The organism is Methylobacterium sp. Leaf91 (genome assembly GCF_001422815.1).
In the GTDB taxonomy this organism is placed as follows: Bacteria; Pseudomonadota; Alphaproteobacteria; order Rhizobiales; family Beijerinckiaceae; genus Methylobacterium.
On the sequence record NZ_LMMP01000034.1, the window covers coordinates 189509 to 210906 of the forward strand.

At 64.4% G+C, this 21398-nt stretch carries 20 protein-coding genes; 6 read left to right on the top strand and 14 right to left on the bottom strand.

All coding sequences use genetic code 11. The features are described 5' to 3' along the window. Positions 1–59 precede the first annotated feature (59 nt). The 5 genes from rbfA (at position 60) to ASF32_RS17785 (ending at position 4534) form a co-directional block, all read left to right on the top strand. Positions 60–485: a 30S ribosome-binding factor RbfA gene (gene rbfA, locus ASF32_RS17765; RefSeq protein ID WP_056431290.1), complete on the top strand. Its 426-nt coding sequence runs from the start codon at positions 60–62 to the stop codon at positions 483–485. Positions 486–626: 141 nt separating this feature from the next. After that, a complete protein-coding gene (gene truB / locus ASF32_RS17770) occupies positions 627–1652 on the top strand; it encodes a tRNA pseudouridine(55) synthase TruB (protein ID WP_056431293.1) in 1026 nt (341 codons plus the stop codon). Positions 1653–1833: 181 nt separating this feature from the next. Further along, positions 1834–3375: a TadE/TadG family type IV pilus assembly protein gene (locus tag ASF32_RS17775; protein WP_056431297.1), complete on the top strand. Its 1542-nt coding sequence runs from the start codon at positions 1834–1836 to the stop codon at positions 3373–3375. Next, the gene (locus tag ASF32_RS17780; protein ID WP_056431301.1) at positions 3372–3956 is read left to right on the top strand and encodes a TadE/TadG family type IV pilus assembly protein; all 585 of its coding nucleotides are present in this window, start codon (positions 3372–3374) and stop codon (positions 3954–3956) included. Before ASF32_RS17775 ends, ASF32_RS17780 begins: the two co-directional genes overlap by 4 nt. Then, positions 3956–4534: a TadE/TadG family type IV pilus assembly protein gene (locus ASF32_RS17785; RefSeq protein ID WP_056431305.1), complete on the top strand. Its 579-nt coding sequence runs from the start codon at positions 3956–3958 to the stop codon at positions 4532–4534. Before ASF32_RS17780 ends, ASF32_RS17785 begins: the two co-directional genes overlap by 1 nt. A gap of 64 nt (positions 4535–4598) precedes the next feature. Here ASF32_RS17785 and ASF32_RS17790 read toward each other — a convergent pair whose 3' ends face one another. The 3 genes from ASF32_RS17790 to ASF32_RS17800 all read right to left on the bottom strand — a co-directional run bounded on the left by ASF32_RS17790 (position 4599) and on the right by ASF32_RS17800 (position 8832). Next, positions 4599–5768 carry a M20 aminoacylase family protein gene (locus tag ASF32_RS17790; RefSeq protein WP_056431308.1) on the bottom strand — a complete coding sequence of 390 codons (1170 nt, stop codon included), beginning with the start codon at positions 5766–5768 and terminating at the stop codon, positions 4599–4601. 140 nt (positions 5769–5908) lie between these two features. Continuing rightward, the gene (gene cueR / locus ASF32_RS17795) at positions 5909–6358 is read right to left on the bottom strand and encodes a Cu(I)-responsive transcriptional regulator (protein WP_056431311.1); all 450 of its coding nucleotides are present in this window, start codon (positions 6356–6358) and stop codon (positions 5909–5911) included. Continuing rightward, positions 6355–8832, bottom strand: a complete 2478-nt coding sequence (locus ASF32_RS17800; protein WP_056431314.1) for a heavy metal translocating P-type ATPase — start codon at positions 8830–8832, stop codon at positions 6355–6357. Before ASF32_RS17800 ends, cueR begins: the two co-directional genes overlap by 4 nt. 108 nt (positions 8833–8940) lie before the next feature. Here ASF32_RS17800 and ASF32_RS17805 point away from each other — a divergent pair, with 108 nt between their 5' ends. After that, entirely contained in the window at positions 8941–9195 is a 255-nt protein-coding gene (locus ASF32_RS17805) for a hypothetical protein (protein WP_056431317.1), read from the top strand. A gap of 10 nt (positions 9196–9205) precedes the next feature. On the opposite strand, the gene ASF32_RS17810 is transcribed toward ASF32_RS17805, so the two are convergent. The 11 genes from ASF32_RS17810 to ASF32_RS17860 all read right to left on the bottom strand — a co-directional run bounded on the left by ASF32_RS17810 (position 9206) and on the right by ASF32_RS17860 (position 21287). Further along, positions 9206–10474, bottom strand: coding sequence for an ATP-binding protein (locus ASF32_RS17810; protein WP_056431320.1), 1269 nt, complete (start codon positions 10472–10474; stop codon positions 9206–9208). A gap of 30 nt (positions 10475–10504) precedes the next feature. Next, positions 10505–11563 (bottom strand): lysylphosphatidylglycerol synthase domain-containing protein, encoded by a 1059-nt coding sequence (locus ASF32_RS17815; protein WP_056431322.1) that lies wholly within the window; start codon positions 11561–11563, stop codon positions 10505–10507. A gap of 125 nt (positions 11564–11688) precedes the next feature. Beyond that, positions 11689–12345, bottom strand: coding sequence for a uracil-DNA glycosylase (locus ASF32_RS17820; RefSeq protein WP_056431325.1), 657 nt, complete (start codon positions 12343–12345; stop codon positions 11689–11691). After that, complete coding sequence (locus ASF32_RS17825; RefSeq protein ID WP_056431328.1) at positions 12329–13102, bottom strand: PIG-L family deacetylase; 774 nt, start codon at positions 13100–13102, stop codon at positions 12329–12331. The genes ASF32_RS17820 and ASF32_RS17825 overlap by 17 nt, the downstream gene beginning before the upstream one ends. 2 nt (positions 13103–13104) lie before the next feature. Beyond that, a complete protein-coding gene (locus ASF32_RS17830) occupies positions 13105–14328 on the bottom strand; it encodes a glycosyltransferase family 4 protein (RefSeq protein ID WP_056431331.1) in 1224 nt (407 codons plus the stop codon). Continuing rightward, positions 14325–15170 (bottom strand): sugar phosphate isomerase/epimerase family protein, encoded by an 846-nt coding sequence (locus ASF32_RS17835; protein ID WP_056431334.1) that lies wholly within the window; start codon positions 15168–15170, stop codon positions 14325–14327. The genes ASF32_RS17830 and ASF32_RS17835 overlap by 4 nt, the downstream gene beginning before the upstream one ends. Beyond that, on the bottom strand, positions 15167–16753 hold the full coding sequence (locus ASF32_RS17840; protein WP_056431337.1) for a YcaO-like family protein: 1587 nt from the start codon (positions 16751–16753) through the stop codon (positions 15167–15169). Before ASF32_RS17840 ends, ASF32_RS17835 begins: the two co-directional genes overlap by 4 nt. Positions 16754–16932: 179 nt before the next feature. Then, a complete protein-coding gene (locus ASF32_RS17845; protein ID WP_056431340.1) occupies positions 16933–17958 on the bottom strand; it encodes a Gfo/Idh/MocA family oxidoreductase in 1026 nt (341 codons plus the stop codon). Continuing rightward, the gene (locus ASF32_RS17850; protein ID WP_056431343.1) at positions 17958–19142 is read right to left on the bottom strand and encodes a methyltransferase domain-containing protein; all 1185 of its coding nucleotides are present in this window, start codon (positions 19140–19142) and stop codon (positions 17958–17960) included. Before ASF32_RS17850 ends, ASF32_RS17845 begins: the two co-directional genes overlap by 1 nt. A 31-nt stretch (positions 19143–19173) precedes the next feature. After that, positions 19174–20097, bottom strand: a complete 924-nt coding sequence (locus ASF32_RS17855) for a hypothetical protein (protein ID WP_056431345.1) — start codon at positions 20095–20097, stop codon at positions 19174–19176. Next, positions 20094–21287: an inositol-3-phosphate synthase gene (locus ASF32_RS17860; protein WP_056431348.1), complete on the bottom strand. Its 1194-nt coding sequence runs from the start codon at positions 21285–21287 to the stop codon at positions 20094–20096. The genes ASF32_RS17855 and ASF32_RS17860 overlap by 4 nt, the downstream gene beginning before the upstream one ends. Between the last annotated feature and the right edge of the window lie 111 nt (positions 21288–21398).

The following is a 21398-nucleotide window of genomic DNA, read 5'->3' on the forward strand; positions in this document are numbered from 1 at the left end:
CGCCCCCGCAAAACGGGGCGCCCAGTCCAGGCGATCCCGGATCCGAGACCCAAGCGACAATGGCTCAGAAACCCAATCCTAGTGGTCCTTCGCAGCGCCAGCAGCGCGTGGCCGAACTTATCCGCCACGCCATCGCAGAAGTGCTGCAGCGCGGCGACATCCAGGATCCTGTCCTGGGCTCGCATGTCATCACCGTGCCGGAAGTGCGTATGTCGCCCGATCTCAAGATCGCCACGGCCTACATCATGCCGCTCGGCGGCCTCGACGAGAAACCGGTCATCGCGGCTCTTGAACGCAACAAGAAAGCACTGCGTCAGGAAGTTGCCCGCCGGGTGAATTTGAAATTTGCGCCCGATCTACGCTTCCTGCGAGACGAGACCTTCGACGAAGCGGATCGGATCGACGCCCTTCTCAGGTCCGAGAAGGTGCGGCGCGATCTCGAATCGCAGCCGCGCGATGCGGACGAGCCAGACGCAGGCGCGTAGGTTCGGCCATCTCGACGAGGTTCATTAGACCCGGAAAGCGGACGCCTCGCGTTACACCCCATCAAGAACTGACCCTGGCGTCGATAGGGATTACGGAGCTGCCAAAGCTGCCGCTTCCATCGCGCCGCCGACGAGGACATCATGATCAACGATCCGACGATCGAGAATCCCGACGTCGCCACTCCCTCGCCCCACCGTTCCGGCGAGGAAAGACCCTCACAGGGTCGCCGCCAACAGCGCGGCCAAGCCTCCGACAGGCCCAAGCGTCGCGATGTGAACGGTTGGGTCATCCTGGACAAAGGCGTCGGAATGACCTCGACCCATGCGGTCGCGGTGGTGAAGCGTGCCTTCAATGCGAAAAAGGCGGGCCATGCCGGCACGCTCGATCCATTAGCCTCCGGCATCCTGCCTATCGCCCTCGGCGAGGCGACCAAGACCGTCCCCTTCGTCATGGATGGCCGCAAGGCCTACATCTTCACCGTGACCTGGGGCATCGAGACGGATACCGACGATGCGGAAGGCCGTCCGGTTGCGACAAGCGACACACGGCCGGACCACGCGCTCGTAGAGGCCGCGCTGCCCGCCTTCGTCGGAGCCATCGAGCAGGTGCCACCGCGCTACTCGGCGATCAAGATCGCCGGTGAACGTGCCTACGATCTCGCTCGCGACGGCGAAGTGGTGGAGCTCGTGGCGCGTCCGGTCCAGATCGACCATCTCTCCGTGGTGGAACATACCCCCGATCGCACGATCATCGCGGCAGAGTGCGGCAAGGGCACCTATGTGCGCGCCATCGCCCGCGATCTCGGCCGGGTGCTCGGCTGCTACGGGCATGTCTCCGCCTTGCGCCGTACGCGCGTCGGGCCCTTCGCGGAGGCTGAGTCCTGCCTCGTCGCCACCCTCGAAGAGGGCGGACCGGATGGAAACGCCGCACATCTCCGTCCGGTGGAGACTGCGCTCGATGCGGTCGTTTCGGTGGCCGTCTCACGGGACATGGCGTTACGGCTCATGCGGGGCCAACCCGTCCTGCTGCGGGGACAAGATGCCCCCACGGAAGGCAAGGCCTTTGCGACCTGCGGCGGCATCCTCGTGGCCGTAGGCGATGTCGAGCGCGGTGAACTCGTCCCGCACCGCGTTTTCCACCTTGGTGGTACCGCGCGTCAGTCGTGAAATAGGCAGAAGCACTGCTACCGATAGTAGTATCTTATCGAGCGCCGATTGTATCGACGGGCTCAAATTCTTCCGTTTAACTTACGAGTTGTTGACGCTCACATATCCTTATCTCTCGCCGACAGCCGTTGGCGGGAGAGATTTACTTTTCCATTAGAAAGTTCGTTCTACGCGTGGCTCTATGACGAGCCGAAGCGAACATTCTGCAACGATCCTGCTGACGCGCTTCCGCCGGGATACCAACGGTGCGATCGCCATTTTCTTCGGCCTGCTCGCTGTTCCCCTGCTGATGCTGTCGGGATTGGTAATCGATTACGGCGTGAATTCGATGGCCCAACAGGGTCTTCAGGATGCCGCCGATTCAACAGTTATCTCGCTGCTCAAGCTCCCAGTGGCTACGACAACTGTCGAGCTTCAGACCAGGGCCGAGAACCAGATCAGGGCTGCCGCTCCCAGGTTGGTGGACGCCGACACGAAGATCAGTGTTGCACGGGTGGAGAATACGATCACCGTTTCGGTCATGGCCAAGAGCCCGACCAGCGTGACCAGGATCGCGGGCTATAATTCCTTCCCTGTCTCAGTCACGGCAGCAGGTATACGCGGATCGGGCAATCTCGAGATCGCCCTCGTTCTCGACAATACCGGATCGATGAGCGGTTCGAAGATCACCAACTTGAAGGCAGCCGCTAACGACCTTGTCACGAGTCTGTTCAGAGAGGCCGATCCCGCTAAGCCCAACGCCCTGAAAATCGGAATCGTCCCGTTCTCGATGACCGTGAATGTCGGTCCATCGAATGCAACCCAGTCATGGCTCGATAAGGATGCGAAGGCCTCCTATCACTCGGATATCTTTGTCTCCTCGGCGAACCGCCTGACCCTTTTCCGCCAAATGGGGGTCGCTTGGGGCGGGTGCGTCGAGAGCAGGCCAGCGCCCTACGACGTTCAGGATACACCGCCGTCGATCGCCAATCCCAATACCCTGTTCGTGCCCTTCTTCGCACCCGATGAATCCGATAACGACCGGAAAGCCGTCAACGATTACATGAGCGACTACACGACCACATCGACAGTGGCCGACCATCGGACGCGGCAGGGCCAGATCATAAAATATTTCAGGAATCCCATCTTACAAAAGGGCCGGATCAGCGACACCGTCCCCTATCGCTACGGGCCCAATTCCGGATGCGAGCTCCAGCCCATCACGCGTCTCACCACGTCACAATCTACGCTCACCAACGCGATCAACGCGATGACCATCGTCGGCGATACGAACATCGCTATGGGTCTGGTCTGGGGATGGCATCTGCTGTCGCCGAACGGCCCCTTCGCGGAGGGTGTGCCGTATGACGAAAAGAACACTCGGAAGTTCGTGATCCTGATGACGGACGGACAGAACGCCTCCTCTGTCAGCTCGTCCGCGAATGCATCGATCTATTCTGGCCTCGGCTTCAGCTGGCAGAATCGTATGTGGACCAATGCCAACACGACCGCGACCCGGACGGCGGCCATGAATGCACGGCTCTCAACCCTTTGCACGAACATAAAGAATGCGGGCATCACCATCTTTACGGTCCGCGTCGAGGTCACTGAAGGGGCCAGCGACATCCTCCGCAACTGTGCGAGCGGCACCGACAAGTTCTACGATGTCCAGAATTCCGCGACGCTGACCGACGCCTTCAGGGCTATTGGGTCGCAGATGAGCGAGATGCGGATTTCGCGATGAGGATCCGCTGGCCGTCCCGCCTGCTTTCGCGCTCATTCCGTGATTTTCCAGGCAATCGTCGCGGCGTAACGGCGGTCGAGTTCGGGATCGTCGGTGTTCCGTTCTTCATGCTGCTCGGTGCGTTGATCGAAGGCGCCATGTTGATGGTCGCCCAGATCTCGTTCGACAACGCCCTCGATCGGGCGGCGCGGGCCGTCTTCACCGGCACGTTTCAGCAAGGATCCAACAGTAGTAGTCCAGCGATCCGGCTCATTCAGGAAATGTGTAGAGGTGCCACGCTGTTCGACTGCAGCACGGACAAGATCAAGATCGAGGTCACTGCCACGGGGAGCAGCAACACCCTCGTGACCTGCTCGCCCTACGATAATGTGAGCCAGTCGATAGCGACGGGCTTCGGAAAGAAGTTCGAGTGTCCCAACGGAGACGACATCGTGACGATCTGCGCGATCGCGGCGATACCTCGCTATTTTCCAACGTCGAAGCTGATGCTGCCGCCTCTCCCCAACAACGAGCAAATGATCCGTTCGATGGTGGTCTTTCGCGCGGAGCCATACGCGCAGGGAAAATGTCAGGCGAATTGATGCGGGCGATCATTCAGTGTCGACGGATGATCACCGACCAGTCGGGCGTTTCCGCCATGGAATTCGCCCTCATCGCCCCCGTGATGATTCTGCTTTTCATGGGTTCGATCGAGTTGCCGCGTGCTTACACGACAGGACAGCATGCCAATCGCGCCGCGCGTTCCATGGCGGATCTGATCTCCCGAACGACATTGACCACGACGGAGATAGAGGGCGTCTATAAACTTGGCCGCAACATCATGGCGCCCTACGACGCCAGCGGAGCAAAGATCGTCCTCACGGCGGCAGGCGTCTACCAGCAGAACGACGGATCCCTCATAGCCAAGGTCTGCTCGAGCACGGCGGTCAACGCCCCGAAATATGCAGCTTCCACGATCCTTGGTGCGCCACCCCCATCGGAAGCTATGAAGCGGGCTCGCTATGTCATCGCAAAGATGACGATCTCCTATAAGCCTGTCTTTCCTGTCTTTCCGGCGTTGACATCCTTCTCGTTCGAGAAAGAAGTGACTTGGCCAATTCGCGCCACCAACGGGAAGGAGATCATACTCCCCGGTGGCGTGCCCTGCCCCGCAACGTGACAGATCAATCGCAGTCCGTGGCGGCTGCGACGGCCTGCTGTCTCCGAGACAATCAGGACGACGATCAGCGAGCCGGCAGCGCCGTCTCGATTACCCGAGCCCAGAGCGAGGCGCCGTACGGAATGGCGGCATCATTGAAATCATAATGCGGATGGTGGAGGCCTGCGCTGTCACCATTGCCCATGAAGATATAGGCGCCGGGCCGGTGAGCCAGCATGTAGGAGAAATCCTCCGCCGCCATCATCGGCGCGACATCACGCTCCACTCGTTCCTCGCCTACGATGCCCGCCGCCACGTCGGCGATGAAATCCGCTTCGGCCGGGTGGTTCTCGGTCACCGGATATCCGCCGCTGTAATCGACGCGGGCGGTGGCACCGTAGGCGGCGGCGGTGTTCGCCACGATGGCGCCGATGCGCTCCTGCATGGTGGCGCGCACCGTCTTCGAAAGCGCGCGCATGGTGCCCCGCATGGTCACCTGCTGGGGTAGTACGTTGAAGGCATCGCCGGCTTCGAGGGCACAGACCGACACCACGCCACTTTCCAGCGGGTTGATGCTACGCGCGACCACCGATTGCAGTGCGATCACGACATGGCTCGCCACGAGAACGCTGTCGATGGCGAGATGCGGTTGCGCGGCATGGCCGCCGCGCCCTTCGATCGTGATGGTGAAGCGGTCGGTGGACGCCATGATCGGGCCGGGACGGATCGCGAAACGGCCGAGTTCCAGGCCCGGAATATTATGCAGGCCATAGACGGTCTCGACGCCGAAACGCTCCATCATCCCGTCTCGGACCATAGCTTCGCCGCCGCCGCCGCCCTCTTCCGCAGGCTGGAAGATCATCACTGCGGTCCCGTCGAAATCACGGGTCTCGGCGAGGTACTTGGCAGCGCCGAGAAGCATCGCGGTATGGCCATCGTGGCCACAGGCATGCATCCGCCCCGGCGCGGTGGAACGATAGGCCAGATCCCGCACCTCCTGGATCGGCAGCGCGTCCATGTCTGCCCGCAGGCCGATGGCACGGTTCGAACCGTGCGACCGGCCCCGGATGAGGCCGACGACCCCGGTGCGGCCGATGCCGGTGGCAATCTCGTCACAGCCGAAATCCCGCAGCTTGTCGGCGACGAAGCCGGCAGTGCGATGGACGTCGTATTGCAGCTCCGGATGGGCGTGGAGGTCGTGCCGCCATGCGGTGATCTCATCCGCCAGAGCTGCGATCCGGTCGACGATGGGCATGGTGTCACGTCTCTTCGCGCGTCTTGGCTCGTCTCGGGCAGAGCCTCCCGACCATAGCGCATCCCAGCAAAGGCGAGGCCATTTAGATCGATTTAAAAGGCTACGGCCGACTGATCATGTGCAGAACGTGGCGCCAGGGGCTAGCGGGAGAGCGGCTTCGTCCGGCGAGGGCGTCGTGACTGTTGCGAATGCTCTGCGGCGAGGTCATCGAGAATGGGGCAATCCGGCCGGGAATCACCGCTGCAATGATCCGCAAGCGACGTCAGGGTGCGAGCCATCGCCTCCAACTCGCCGATGCGGCGACGCAGATCCGTCAGATGCTGCACGGCCAGGGCCTTCACCTGGGCGCTGGCACGTCCGCGATCCTGCCAAAGGGCGAGGAGGCCGGCGATATCCTCAACGGAAAAGCCGAGATCACGGGATCGGCGCACAAAGCGCAAGGTGTGCAAGTCGTTCTCGGCATAGAGCCGGTAACCGGAGGCCGTCCTGTCTGCCGGTGGCAGGAGGCCGGTCTCCTCATAATACCGGATCATCTTGGCCGAGACGCCCGTGGCCTTCGCCGCCTCGCCGATGGTGACGGAACCGCTCATCCCCGATCTCCGGCATGCCGGAGGCGAAGGGCGTTGGCGAGGACGAATACGCTCGACAGTGCCATGGCGCCCGCGGCCAGAACCGGCGACAGCAGGGGTCCGCCGAAAACGTAAAGCAGGCCCGCCGCAACCGGGATCAGGGCCACATTGTAGGCGAAAGCCCAGAACAGGTTCTGCGCGAGGTTGCGCATCACTGCACGCGAGAGCGCAATGGCGGAGACGATGCCGGATAGAGCACCCGCCATCAGCACCACGTCGGCGCTCTCCACGGCAATGTCGGTACCGGTCCCGATGGCAATGCCGATCTCGGCTTCGGCGAGGGCTGGCGCATCGTTGATACCATCCCCCACGAAAGCCACAGGTCCGAACCGGGCCCGCAAGGCTTGCACGGCCTCGACCTTACCGCCGGGGAGCACTTCGGCGGCGACCTCGGTGATCCCGAGCCTTGCCGCGACGCCGCTGGCAGCTCCCCGCGCATCACCCGTCACCATGGCGACGACCAGACCTTGTGCCTTGAGCGCCGAGACGGCCTCGGCTGCACCTGCCTTGATAGGGTCGGATACGGCGACGAGGGCGGCGATCCGTCCCTCGACAGCGACGTAGAGGGGGCTTTTCCCCGTACCCTCCAGCCGGGATGCAGCTTCCGCCAGATCGGCCACGGAGATGCCCAGCTTGTCCATATGGCGTCGCGCACCGACGATGACTTTCCGCCCGTCGACGCTCCCCTCGACACCGTGGCCGGGTAAAGCCTCGAATCGATCTGGGGGAATAAGAGTCAGGCCCCGCTTCAGAGCCGCATCGACGATGCTGCGCGCGACCGGATGCTCCGAGCGGGATTCGACGGATGCTGCAAGTCCCAGCACTGTATCCGCCTCGAAGCCCGGAGCCACCACGAAGTCGGTGAGTGCGGGCTTACCCTCGGTGAGCGTCCCGGTCTTGTCGAAGGCGACGACCTTGGCGTCGCGGAGAGCCTGCAAGGCGGCACCGTTGCGGAACAGCACACCCAGTTCTGCCGCACGCCCCGTGCCGACCATGATCGAGGTCGGCGTCGCCAACCCCATGGCGCAGGGGCAGGCAATGATCAGAACGGCGATGGCGTTCACGAGGGCGAAGCCGTGGGCGGGGCTCGGTCCGAATGCCAGCCACGCCAGGAACGTCACCAACGCAGCGCCGAGAACCGCCGGGACGAACCAACCCGTCACCCGGTCGACGAGAGCCTGGATCGGAAGCTTGGTGCCCTGCGCCGCCTGGACCATTGTTACAATCTGCGCCAGCACCGTTTGCGCGCCGATCGTGTCGACGCGCAGATCGAGGCTGCCATTGGTGTTCAGCGTGCCGCCCACCGTGCGGTCGCCTTCGTCCTTCGCCACGGGCACCGGCTCGCCGGTGATCATGCTCTCATCGACGAAGCTCCTACCCGCTACAACCACTCCATCCGCAGCCACACGTTCCCCCGGGCGGACTCGAACGATATCGCCGAGCCGCAAGTCAGCCAGGGGAATGTCGTCCTCGCGGCCGTCCCGCACGATTCGGGCCGTGGAAGGCGCCAGGGCGACGAGGCGTGCGATCGCCGCCCCCGTGCGCCCCTTTGCGCGGGCCTCAAGGACGCGGCCGAGGAGAATCAGGGTGACGATGAGAACGGAGGCCTCGAAGTACAGATGCGCCGTTCCCGGCGGCAGAATCTGGGGAGCGAGGACCGAAACCAGGGAGTAGACATAGGCCGCTCCCGACCCGAGAGCGACGAGGGCGTTCATATCGGGATGACCGTTCAATAGAGCGGGAATCCCTCGACGGAAAAAGCGCCGCCCCGGCCACGCCAGGACGAGCGTCGCCAGAACGGCCTGCACCATTCCGTCTGCGTCTCCGAAATGGGCATGGATCGCGTCGCCGAAGCCAGGGAGCAGATGTCCTCCCATGTCGAGGATGACGATGGGCGCCGACAGCACGACTGAGAGGATGAGATCCCGCCGAAGGCCGATGGTCTCACGCTCGTGCCGGTTCGCCTGCGCGTCCCCTCCCCCGTTCTCGACGCCCGACGCGTCGTAACCAGCAGCGTTAACCGCTTCGACGAGATCCGCGATCGTGACGACGCCGTCAGCATGGCGAACAGTCGCCCGCCCGGTGGCGAGGTTCACGTTGGCCATCGTCACACCGGCGACGGCGTGAAGCGCGCGCTCCACGCGACCGACGCATGAGGCGCAGGACAAGCCACGGACAGACAACTCCGTCACCGCCTCCGGCACCTCGTAACCGGCCTTTCCGATGGCAGCCACGGCATGGGCAGGGTCGCCGTGGAGGATGAGGCTGGCCCGTCCGGTGGCGAGATTGACGGACACTTCCGATACGCCGGGAAGTGCGGCGAGCACCCGTTCGACGCGGCCGACGCAGGACGCGCAGCTCATGCCGGTAACGGGAAGAGTGAGACGACGTCCCGTGCCGGGACGCTGCTTCGGGGGAGCGATCACGTTATCCATGCACGACTATGTGGGGCTTCCCATCGTGGGAAGGTCAAGGCTGCGACGCATGGCTCATCACGTCGCGTGTGCATGGCGTCCGGGGCGTTTCCTTGTCATAGGGAGGCGATGATACAGCCTCTCGACACCTGCATGCGAACCCTGAGCGCGCTGATCACCTCCGACATCCCGGCGGGTGAGGCAGAGGCGAATGCCTGTATCGAGACCTATCTCGCGACGTTTCCCGGCCCGGCGAAGCAGGTGGCCGCTCTCAGCATGCTCGACCGTGCCGTCGACCAGCGCTTGAGCCCCTCCCCTTTCCTGCCTGTGCTGAAGGCCATCATCGAGGCGCAATATAGGCGCCTCGGCACCAGCCGGAACTGACCGACCCGGATCATCCGGTCGTCGACGCTCCTCCGGTCGATGGCTGTTCCGGGAGCAGGGCACGGACGGTCGTGCCCCGGTCGAGTTCGCTCTCGATGACGAGCCTGCCGCTGTGGCGATTGACGATATGCTTGACGATGGCGAGGCCGAGGCCTGTCCCGCCCTTCTGGCGGCTCGATGCGACATCGACCCGGTAGAACCGTTCGGTCAGGCGGGGAATATGCTCGGGCGCGATGCCGGGTCCGTCGTCTTTCACGCTCAGTGCGATCAGTGGTTTTCCGAATGCCGAGCGCAAGGTCCGTTCGAGGCCGACCACCACGTTGCCGCCGCCGTACTTGACCGCATTCTCTACAAGATTTTCGACCACGCGAGTGAGTTCGTCGCGCTCTCCTAGAACCGGATAGGCGGCGTCCGGCGCGTCGAGGGTGATGGTCACGCCGCGCTCGCGCGCCAGCGGCCCCTGCATATCCACCATCTGCCGCGCGATCTGACCGAGATCGACGATCTGTGTCGGCGGAACGTGCTCGCGCAGCTCGATACGAGAGAGCGAAAGCAGGTCATCGACAAGGCGCGCCATGCGCTGTGCCTGGGTCTTCATGATGCCCAGGAATTTCTCCCTTGCGGGTGCATCGCCTTTGGCTGGCCCCTGCAGGGTCTCGATGAAACCCAGAAGTGAGGCGAGCGGCGTGCGAAGCTCGTGGCTGGCATTGGCGACGAAATCGACGCGCATCGCCTCGAGGCGACGCGCCGCTGTGAGATCGCGAAGGAACAGGACCACGTTGGGCTGTCCGCCCCCCGGCCCGTCCGGCATGGGCAGCGCACCGATCTGAACCTCGAAGGCCCGCTCCGTCGGCACACGCGTCGTGTAGAGCGTCTTCAGCGGGGCGCCCGTGCGGAGCACCTCTTCGATCCCGTCCAGTACGTCTGGGGCTCTCAAGGCGAAGGAAAGCGGGTGCTTGACCTTCAATGCCGGCAGCAGCGTACGCGCAGCCGGATTGACTTCGATGACCACGCTGCGCCGATCCACGAGGATCACCGGATCGGGGATGTTCGCCAGCAGGGCTTCGGCGATGGAATGCCGCTGGCGAGCGGTTCTCTCCGGGAGAGCGACTGTTCGGGGCCGGCTCAGACTGCCGGCAAGGCCACCGGCGGCGATGGCAGCCGCTCCAAAGGCGATAGTAATGACATCGAGATCACCTTTGAGGGAAGCGGCCGAGGTCGTGATCGCGACGGCGATCCCTGCGCCGATCCAGGCCGATCTTCGCGCGCCCCGGGCCATCGCTTAGCGTTCCAGGATTGGAGACATTGCTCAGGACTCGTCGGACGCTGAAGGCGACGATTCGCGCATACGCCGGACGATCTCGTAGAATCCAAGCATCGCCAGGGCGACGACGAAGGGAACGAGGTAGTAGCAAACCCGAAACAGCAGCAGCGAGCCGAGGACCTGATCCCGTGGCAGGCTCGACAGGGCGAGGAGGATCGTGGCCTCGAACACGCCGAGCCCGCCCGGTGCGTTCGAGGCGATACCGAGCATGGCCGCTAGCACGTAGACGCCGACGAAGGTCGTGAAACCGATGGTCGAACCCGCCGGAAGCAGGACGTAGAGCGTGGCCGCTGCCGCGCAGACATCGCCGATGCCCACCACCATCTGGCTCATGGACACCGTCGCGCCGGGAAGCTCCAGGGACCAGCCTTTCACCCTCACGTGGCGGCGCTTGAGCGAGACCCAGCCGAGATAGCCGAACACCATGAGCAGGGCCGCGAAGCCAACGCCCTGGTTGAGGCGTATGCTGGTAAAGGTCAGCGCCGCTAATTGCCCGGCCTCGGCGACGAGACTGAGCCCAAGGACGACGCCCATGCCAAGCCAGAACGTAAAGCCGGCGATAACGGTGAGCGCCGCGATCTTCGACGCACTCAACCCCTTCTTCGAGTAGATCCAATAGCGGATCGTCCCCGCTGTCAGGAGGGGGAACCCCAGGGTGAAGCTCACGGCGTAGCTGGTAAACGAGGCGAGCGCGGTCGTCCTGTAGGGGACTTTGATCTTGAGTTGGCGGAGTGCGAGAGCGTCGTAGCAGGTGAGGAAGAGATAGCTCACCCCGACGAACAGGAAGGCCAGGCCGAGCTGTTCCCCGGTCGCCGCCGTCAAAGCCGCGTGCAATTCGGCCCAGGTGACCTGCTGAGAGAGCTTCCACAGCACGCCGAGCGACACGGCGAAGATGACGATGCTGGCAGCGGTGCCCAGCCAGGCGTATCGGTTCTTGTAGGAGCGCTTGGGCACGGGCGGCGCGCAATCTTCGGCCTCGGACGTCGCCAAGGCGCTGGCCGCCTCGGATTCGGCGCGCCGCTGATGCTCTCCCGCAAAATTCATGTCGTCGGCGTCCGCCTCCGCCGGCCTTCCCGACCAACCTCGACGGCGGCGTGGAACGGGACCGAGCTTTTGCCGGACCGCGGCCCGTGACCCGGCATTTAGGGTCTTTGTGTCCGGAAGGCCAGTCATCTGCCCTCTTGAGTTGGTGACGAAGAGATCCCCCGCAGGATCGCAGCTGCCTCGCTAAGCCCGAGAGCGATCCGTTGGGCGACCGCTGGCGACGTGCAGACGTAGGTTGGGCTCGGATGCGGGACGGCGATGAGCGGTATCGCCGGCCGCAGGCGCCGGAGCGTTTCACGCGACAGACCAGCGACACGGCCGGCGAGGACAACGACCTCGAGCGCCGGAAGCAACTCGATGAGGGGAGAGAGATAGGTGGTGGCCGTCGCAATCTCGGCTTTCCGCGGAGCACGGTTGACGGCTCCCGGCGCGTGGATGACCCAGGGTACTGCGTTCCAGATGAGGCTCTCGCGCCGAGCGATGCCAGCCTCCGCCATGAAGCGGAACAGGTTGGCAGCGGTCCCGGTGGAGTTGTCACGGGAGACGAAGCCGGTACGGCCGATGCCGGGGCCCGGTGTTTCGAGGAGAAGGAGGAGCCGTGCTTCCGTACCGCCATCGAGCGGATCGGGATCCGGCACCTCCGCCGATCGTTCGATGGCGATCGAGTGCGCCAGGCGGCGCAGGGGAATGAAGCGATCAGCCTCCAGGAGTGAGCGGCGGATAGCGACCTGCTCCGGATTGGCCAAGCTCCTGGGCCGGGTCGGTTCAGGAAACGGTAGCATGATCCTCGAACAACACGGCGGCTTGCAAGGGGAGCACGCCCGCGAGTCGGAACCGCTCTGACCGTGCCTCATCTGCGAGCCGACGCAGCAGACCCTCGACGCCGCCGAACTGGTATCCGAGTTGGGTGGCGTAGGCAGCGCAGGCGAGCGCCTTCTTCTCTTCCGCGCTCGCACAATAGTGAACCGCGTGCTCGGGCAATTTGGCGAAGCGGGCCCCAAACGGCTCCTGCGGCTGCGTATGACGCACCGTGTAGGGGAAATCCCGCCACCACAGGATGGGCGCATCCCCCGCCACTTGACCAATGGCCCGGACTAGCTGGACGTGATCGACATGGCCGCCCACGGATTGAGGGGCGAATATGAGATCGGGCGACACGTCTTTGATAAGGGCGGAGACCGCATCGGTGAGCGCACCGACGATGTCATCGTCATCCCTTGGAGCGGCAAAAAGGTCGGCGGGCGCGCCGTAACCGCGATGGGGGGCCTCGCGGAACGGGAGATGCAAAGGAGGAGCGATGCCGAGCGCCTCTGTTGCTCGTCGATCCTCGGCCCGCCGAAGCGACATGTAGTCGACCTCCGGACCTAGACCCTTGTCGGTCTGGCAAGCGAGCGCGAAGCCTTTGGGATCGGGGACGGAGGCGGTGAAGATCGTCGCCATTACGATCGTCCAGCCGGCATCGGCCAGCGTCGCCAGAGTGCCGCCACAGGAGAAGGCGGCGTCATCGAGATGAGGCGAGAGTGCGAGGGCGACGGGCATGGTCAGAGCAGATGCGGTTCTGCGCGGAAGCGGCAGTTCGGATCGCGCGGCAGAACCTCATCGAACGTCGTATGCGGCCGCTGGCCGACCACTTCGGCATAGATGTCCATGATCTGGCGACCGACGGCGGTCCAGGAATAGACGCGGCGGCATTCATCGAGCCCGTCCGCTGCAAGCCGCTGGCGCAAGCTCTTGTCCTCAATGACGCGCTGAAGCGCATCCGCCAGGGAAGCCACGTCGCCGGGCTGTACCAGGAGGCCGTTTTCGCCGTCGCGCAGGCAGTCGGACACCCCCACCGCATGGGTGGAAACCACGGCGAGCCCCGCCGCCATGGCCTCGAGGATCGTGTTGGAGAAACCCTCCGCATAGGTCGGCGAGACGAAGACATCCGCCTGGCGGTAGAGATCGGGTACGGTGTCGTAATCGGCGTAGCCGGTGAAGCGGATTTCGGCCTCGGAAAAGTTCAATTCAGCGGCGCGTGCCTTCGAGGAATCCACGTCCGGCCCGATGCCGGAGATCGTCGTCTCGAACGGGACCCCGCGCGCGCGCAACAGACCCAGGGCGTCGATGAAGTCGAGCACGCCTTTCCGGCGATCGACGCGACCATGATAGAACAGTCGCACCGGCCCCGCATGCCCGGGGACACCGGGCGTGAAGCGCGCCGTATCGACGGCGCCGGGCACAATGGTGAAACGGTCCGGGTCGGAACCCAGTCGATCACAGACCTCCTCGACGAAGGAGCGGCCACCGATGAGGAGGGCATTGGCATGGGCCAGCACCTCGCACATGGCGATGCGATGGGTCTCGCAACAGGAGCCGACCCAGTGGCCATCGCCCCCCTGGATCGAGACCACGTTGGGAATTCCGATCCGCTTCGAAGCGAGTAGCGTCGCCCAGCCGGTCGGATAGCCGTATTGCGCGTGAAGCACATCGAACGGGCGTTCGCGATGCTCTGACACGATGGTCTCGACCATCGTGTCGATGTCGCGCTCGAAATCGCCGTTCGTCTGCTCGCCCACCTGTTCGAGGCCGATGACGCGTACGCCCGGCACGGATGGCGGTGGCCCACCGCCATAGACGCGAGTGCCGAACGCATCGCCCCGGTACTGGCTGACCATCGTCACGTCATGGCCGGCGGCCACGAGTTCGCGCAGAAGGTTCTGCGCGTAGACGCTCATGCCGGAAATCGCCGGAAAATAACGGCGACTGACGAAGCAAATCCTCACGCGCTTACCTCGGCTTTGTGGTTGCGGCAGGTCCGCAGGTAATCGAGCGATATCGGCACCATCACATCAGCGCGGTGGCTCTCGCGGGAGAGTTCGACGCAGACGAGGCGCTGGAAGCCGATGCCGTCGAGGGCGTCGAGGACGCTCGGGACGTCCATGTCGCCTTCGCCGAAGGGCAGATGGATATGCTCGCCGCGCGCCATGTCCTCGATGGCGACGGTACCGATGCGGTCGGCGAATTCCGCGACGGCCAGCGCCGGGTCGCGCTCGCCCGTGACGAGGCAATGGCCGGTATCGAGGGCAAGCCTGAGGCCTTCGATTTTCAGGTCGGCAAAATCGTCGAGGGTCTCGATCAGCATGCCCGGCTCGGGCTCCAGGCAGGCGACGATACCCTGCTCCGCAGCATAGGCGACAATCTCGGCGATGCCCTCGCCGAGCCAGAGCCGGGCCTCATCACGATCGATGCCGGGTTTGGGCACGCCGGCCCAGAACGAAACCGCTTCGGAATGCAGGATGACGGCGATGTCCACCGCGCGCTTCAGGAAACCGATGCGCCTCGCGCGGCCGGAAGCGTCGCCGCTTACCAAGGTCGGCTCGTGCTTGGCCTTGGGGTCGAGGAGGAAACGGGCACCCGTCTCGATGACGCTCCCGAGGCCGAGCCTTTGAAGGCGGCTCGACAGGCGCTGGGCCTCCTGGATCCAATTCTCCGAGAACGGATCGAGATGATGGATGTCGAGGGTGAGCGCCACGCCCTGATAGCCGGCATCGGCGATAAGATCGATGGCGTCGTCCAGGCGATGGTTGGCCGTACCGTTGGTGTTGTAGGCGAAGCGCAGACTCATGCGGCGCGCCCCTGCTGCTCGAGACGGAACGGCGCGTGGTGCGATTCCGGCTCGCGATAGAGCGGGTAATGGCGCCCGACGATTTCGTCCGCCAACGCGACGTCGAAGAGCGGCTGGCCGCCGAGACGCTCGATCGCTTCGGGCGTAAGCCGCACGGGCAGCCTCGTTTCGCTGGGCTCACCGAATGAAATCAGCGGGTGATCCCGCTCGATGAGCTTGGCGGTGTTGCGCTCGCCGATGCGGTGATAGCTCATCGTCTCGACCTCCAGCCCCGGCACGATCGCCTTGACCACGCCGACGCCACCACCCGGCGGCGAGCAGTCGACATAGAGAACGTCGAAACCCGACGCTTCGAGACGTTCGCGGGCGATGCGGCCGCGAGCATGGCCATCCGGTGCCGGGGCGGTCGGCAGATCGGTGAAGGCCTTCGTGCTTCGCTCGGAATAGACACTGTCCTTCAGGACATCGCGCAGGCCCTCAGGCGGCAGGACGATCCATTCCAGCATTGCCCTAAGAGCACGGCTCTCTTCCAGATCGAGGCTCGGCAGTGCCTTCTGGATGAAAGCCTGGACGTAGCCCGGCGGCGTCACCCGCTCAGCGAAGCTCAGGGGACCATGCCCGAAGGCCTTACGAACGCGGGCCGCCTGGAATTCAAGGAGTGCCTTGCGGAGGGCCCGCTCGCGGTCCGGGTCGCAGGCTTCGCCACAGGCAGAGAGGGCGACGGGGACCGGCGCATCGGCGGGATTCCTGTCGTAGCCGACGACATAGATGTTCGTGAGACCGAACTGGTCGGTGGCGAATTTCGGCAGCGCGCGGATACCGAGATCGTCGAGACGGTCGAGCATCGCCCTGTTCTCGGGACCGATCCCGTTGAGATCGAGCATGATGCCCTGGTCGAGGGCGCGGAACAGCAATCCGTTGCCGTCACGCTGAAGCAGTTCGAGCAGGCCGTGGCCCAGGGCGAAATCGACGTCCGGCCCGGCGCCGAGACCGTTCGTGATCAGGTTGGTGAAAGGCTTGTAGCCTTCCGACAGCTCGAAATAATCGGTGGCCGCGATGTCGAGGGGCATCAGCACGGTTTCGCCGGTGCGCGGCCGGACGCTCGGCGTCCATTCCAGAACCGTGTTCCGGCCGACCGGGGAACCGGCGGGCAGGCACAGGGTGAGCGGGTCCGCCACCGCCGCGGCGCCAAAGACCTTGGCGAGGTCGTTGTAGGAGCCCCGTTCCTTCTTGCGCGGCATCACCGCGAGCGACGGCATCAGATTTTCGGCGATCTCCGCGACCGCGCCGATGAGCGCCTCGTCATCGGTGGCGCCGTAGCCGATGCCGCTCGGCATGGCGCCGATAAAGAACGGATCGTCGAGGAACAATGAGACGAACCAGACCGGAATACCCGTCCGGTCGAGAGGGGCCAGAGGGAAGCCGACGATGCGCCCCTTCGGAAGAATGTCGAGATAGGCACGCACCGGCTCCGGCAAAGACGCTGGCAGACCCTCGATGATGCGTGGCCCGCCGTAGGTGTAGGGACGGGGGGCCTTGATGCGCGGATCACGCGCCCTGGCGTCCTGGTCGTGTTCGCTCACGTCGATCGTCCCTCAGGTTCAGGTAATCCAACCGCCGACCTCACCCCGCAGTGCCCTAGCCAAGCTGCGATTTCGAAAGGGCTCCCAGGGCCGAGGGTGATCCTAGGAAAAGTCCTTCGAAGCAGCTTGGCAGCACCTTCAGGATGAGACCACGTTAGGAAGAAGGGTTGCGTCCCGATCTAGTCCTCGTTGACCCGGGCACTCCGACAGCCGGCATAAGCCCGCGTCAGCAGCCGCATCGTGTGGAGGTCGCGCTCAGCGCTGTATGCGTCGCGCTCGGCGGGTCGGCGCAGGGCAGAGCCGAAGGCACGAACCTGCTCGAGAAAGGGCGAGGCCTCGGCATCGAAGGCGACTGGCTCGGTCTGCCCACTCGCACCATCGGTGATGAAAAGTGTGCCTCCGGCCACCTGTCCCATCGTATCGACGGCCGTGAGCGCGCCACCGGTGCCAATGACTTCGAGACGGCGACGCGGCAGGGCATCCGGGCAATTATAGGCGACGTGCAGGTTGGCGAGGATGCCGGAGCCGGTGCGGCCGATGAGGAGCGCGCCGTCATCGACAGCGTAGTCCTGCGCCCTTGCCTGCGTCAGAGCGGCGATATCCTCGATCGACTCATCGAGAAGAAAATCGACGAGATCGATGCCGTGAGGAGCCAGATCCATCAGCGCGCCGCCGCCCGCTTTAAGCGGGTCGATACGCCAATTGTCCTGGCCGGCGAACGAGGTCCAAGCCCGATCGAGCCAGCAGGCATAGACGATGCGGATGGTTGTCACGGCGCCGATGCGCCCGTCGCGGATCGCGGTGCGCATGGCCCGGTGGGCCGGATGATGGCGCTGGTCGAAGGCCGTGCCGTAGAAGATGCCGCCATTTCGCACAGCCGCGACCATGGCCTCGGCATCGGAGAGCGAGGCCGCCATCGGTTTCTCGCACAGCACGGCCTTGCCCGATGCCGCCAAGGCCTCGACCGCCTCACGGTGGAGGTGATTGGGGGTCGCCACATAGACGGCCTCGACCTCCGGCTCGGCCAGTAATCCGGCCAGGTCAGGATGGGCACGCGCGCCTTCTCGCTCGGCAGCGGCGCGCGAAGCTTCTCCGGGATCGGACACGGCCACGAGCCGATGACCCGCAGCGCGGATGCCCGGAGCCATGTAATCCCGTGCCACCCAGCCGTAGCCGACGATGCCCCATCCGATGGAATCACCCATCACCAGCGCTCCGGCAGGTCGACGAATTCACGGCGGCGGACACGATCCTCGTGCGGCGATTGCTCGCCCCCGACCCAGTCGAGGGTCTCCGGGCCTTCCGAGCGAAGCGGATAGGTGACCCTGGGGGCATATTCGGCCTCGTAGCGATCCGAGGGCCATGCGACCACGTAGCCGCCGGAAGGATCGGGCTCATAGAGGGGGTTCAACCGGAGCGACGTCCCTTCATGGGGCCATGTCAGTCCGTCGAGGATGGCGCGGGGTGCAGGCCGCATCCCCGCACCGGCGACCACCGAGAACGCTTCCACGTGGCGAAGGTCGGACGGCCGCTGTGGCGAGGGCGCACGCTTCTCCACGAGGGCACGGGTGAGTTCGTCGTCATCATAGACGAGGGCATCGGGAAACAGATCTTCGATCTCTTCGGCCGAGACCGCGCGACCGGCCGAGAAGCCGGGCCGCTCGGCATTGTGAATGTGGCTGAGAACGAGCCAACCATCGTCGCCGGCATTGTGGCGAAGGCATTCGAGAATGCCGGACTTGTCATCGAGGAAGTAGAAAGCGTCGTTGCACACCACGAGATCGACGGGGGCGCCGGGGATTGGCCAGTGCGGCGACGCAGCATCGAAACAGACGAGCTGCGCCTTCTCGCCGACGACCCAGTGCCGGGCGACCCAGAGCTTGGCGAAAACGACATCGGCCCCGGCTACCTTGACGCCGCGCATCTGCGTCTCGCGGAGGTAATGGCCAATGCCGCATGCGAATTCGAATGCGCAAACGGGGTCGTTCCAATGCGCTTCGAGTAACGTCAAGCCAGCGAGAAAGGTCGGATCGGTCCAGCGATGCAGGAAATAGTCGCCGACTCTGCCCCAGCCGAGCAACCGCATTGCGTCCCGCAGGCTCGCCCTGTCACGATCTCGCACAAGAGCATGAAGATCGAGGGGATCTGCTGGCGGGCCGGTCCACCAATCGTCCTGATCGGCGAGCAGACCCTCCAGTGCCAACTCGTGTTTTTCCCGATCGAGCAGGTCCAGCGTCGCGCCCAGAAGCTCCAAGCGGCCAATTCGCAGATAGGGAATCCCGTCGATGACCGGCCAGCGCTCACCGGTGACGACGTCGCGGAGGGAATGCGGCGTATCGGCTTTGAGCGCGTTCCCCGTCTCCGGGGAAAGGAGTTCGAACGGGATCATCTGTGATGTCCCGTCATGCGGCGACGAACCATCACGGGATTCGCATGTCCCTGAGGACTCGGTCGTGGAAGCCCTTCACCGGACCGGCATGGACCAGTTCCATCTCCACCAGCACGGTGTCCATGGTCAGCGAGGCGGCCCTAAGGTGCTGTGAAATCTGCAGAACCCGGTCGATGCAATCGGCGGCGTGGAAGGCGCGACCCTCGGCCGTCGCATCGTCGGGCAGGATGGCACGCGCCCGCTCTATGGTCTCGCGCAAGGGAGCGTCCAACTCGTCGAGGGCCCATTGGGTGGTCCGCGCCATGATCGGAGCGAGGTGGTCGCTCAGCAGCACTTCGCCGGTGAAGCCGGCGTCGGGCATTGCCGCGTTGTGGAAGTGGTGGCTCATGGCCGCCAGGAAAACCAGCGTGGGATCAGCCCGGTAAAAGGGGCTGAGGACGACGCCGTAGACCGCAACCATCAGGCAATGTTCTGCATGGTTCTCGGGCGGCTCGAGCAGGATGCGAGGCTTGCCCGGACAGGTCACGCCGGCGCGCGGCTGGTGGCTCAGTGCCGCCACGAAGGCGGGCAAAGGACCGCCATGCAACCCCTCGTTCGAGCGCAACGCGACGGCCAGACGCCGCTTCAGTTCGGGGTCGACCGTTGCGGTGACGGCGTCGAGTCCGGACGTCAGAACGTCGCCGATTTCCGCCTCGCCGAGACCGGCGGAGGCGAGAAAAGCGGCATCAAGGTCGCAGAGCCGGGAGGCCGCGAGCGCCTTGGCGGTGATATCGATGGCAACCGTCTCAGGATCGGCGCCGCCCGTCAGCGCCGACCACCCTTGGGCGAACAGCCGCTCGGCGATGGAGCCGATGCGGCCGGCGGAATGCACGCGCTTGAGGTCATTGAGTTCGACGAACAACTCGCGCAGTGCGAAGGGGGCGGCCACGCCGCCCCCCGTATCGGACGTGATCATTGCTGGCCGCCGAGCCACTCGAGCAGCATGTGCTGCTGCTTGCCGAAATCGTGCTCGGGTCCGTGGCCGTTGGCAACCATGGGCGCCTTGAAGAACGAGGAGAGCTGCTCCTGCGGGCCGCTCTCGCCACGCTTCTTGGCGAGGTCAAGCACGCGAGCGATCTCGATCACCAGGGGTGCGGCCAGGATGGAATCCTTGCAGAGGAAGTTGACCTTGATCTGCATCCGCTGACCGAGGAAGCCGGTGACGTCGATATTGTCCCAGGCTTCCTTGTCGTCACCACGCGGACGGTAATAGTGGATGTGGACCAGATGGTCCTCGACCGGATAGCCGAGGATCGAATCCAGCACCGTACCCTTGGTGTTGAGCTTCGACTGGAGCGAATCCTTGTCGTTCAGGGCGAGACCGTCGCGGTTGCCGAGGATGTTGGTGGAGAACCAACCATCCACGTGGAGGGCGCGGGCCTTGAGGGCCGGCGCCAGGACGGTCTTCATCATGGTCTGGCCGGTCTTACCGTCCTTGCCAGCCAACGGCACGCCGTTCTCGCGGGCGAGTTCGAGCAGGGCCGGGATGTCGGCGGCCACGCTCGGGGTGAAGTTGGCGTAGGGCACGCCGCTCTGGATCGCCGCATAGGCGTAGAGCATCGCCGGGCTGATCGCCTCGTCGCTGGAATCGAGACCCTTCTCGAAAGCTTCGCGGGAGTTCAGTGCGGGCGCATCCAGGTTGGGCCAGCGTTCCGTGGAGGCGAGGTTGATCACGACGACTTCGTCGAGATTGCTCTCCAGCCGAAAACGACGAAGGTCGTTCGCGATGACGGAGACCGCCTCGCGGTGATCGGCGGCGACGATGCGGTTAGCACCCTCGATGTTCTTGCAGAACTTGGCGCTGCCGACAGCCGGCCAGGGCTTGATGCCCTTTAGCACCTGGGCGCCGTTCTCGATATCCTGCTTGGTGAGCACGCCGTGGCCGGTGGCGGCGGAGGCGAGATCGTCGTCGTTGAGATCCCAGCCGCCGAAGACGAGATCTTTGTAATCGGCCAATCCCGCGACCGAGAGACCCGCGAGGGGCAATCCGTCGAGGCGGTTCGAGCCAGATTTGATCATCTCGATGCCGGCGATGGCGGTGGTGGCGACGGCGCCACCCATACCGACGAAGGCAACGCCGACGCGGCGACCGGTCTGCATGCTCATTGGAAAAAGGCTTCCTTCAATGGGTCCATCGGGGCGTGTCTCGTCGATATTTCGAGATCGCCCTCTGGGACCATCGTAACTGGGCTACGGAGCCTTCGTTCCAACCCCGGC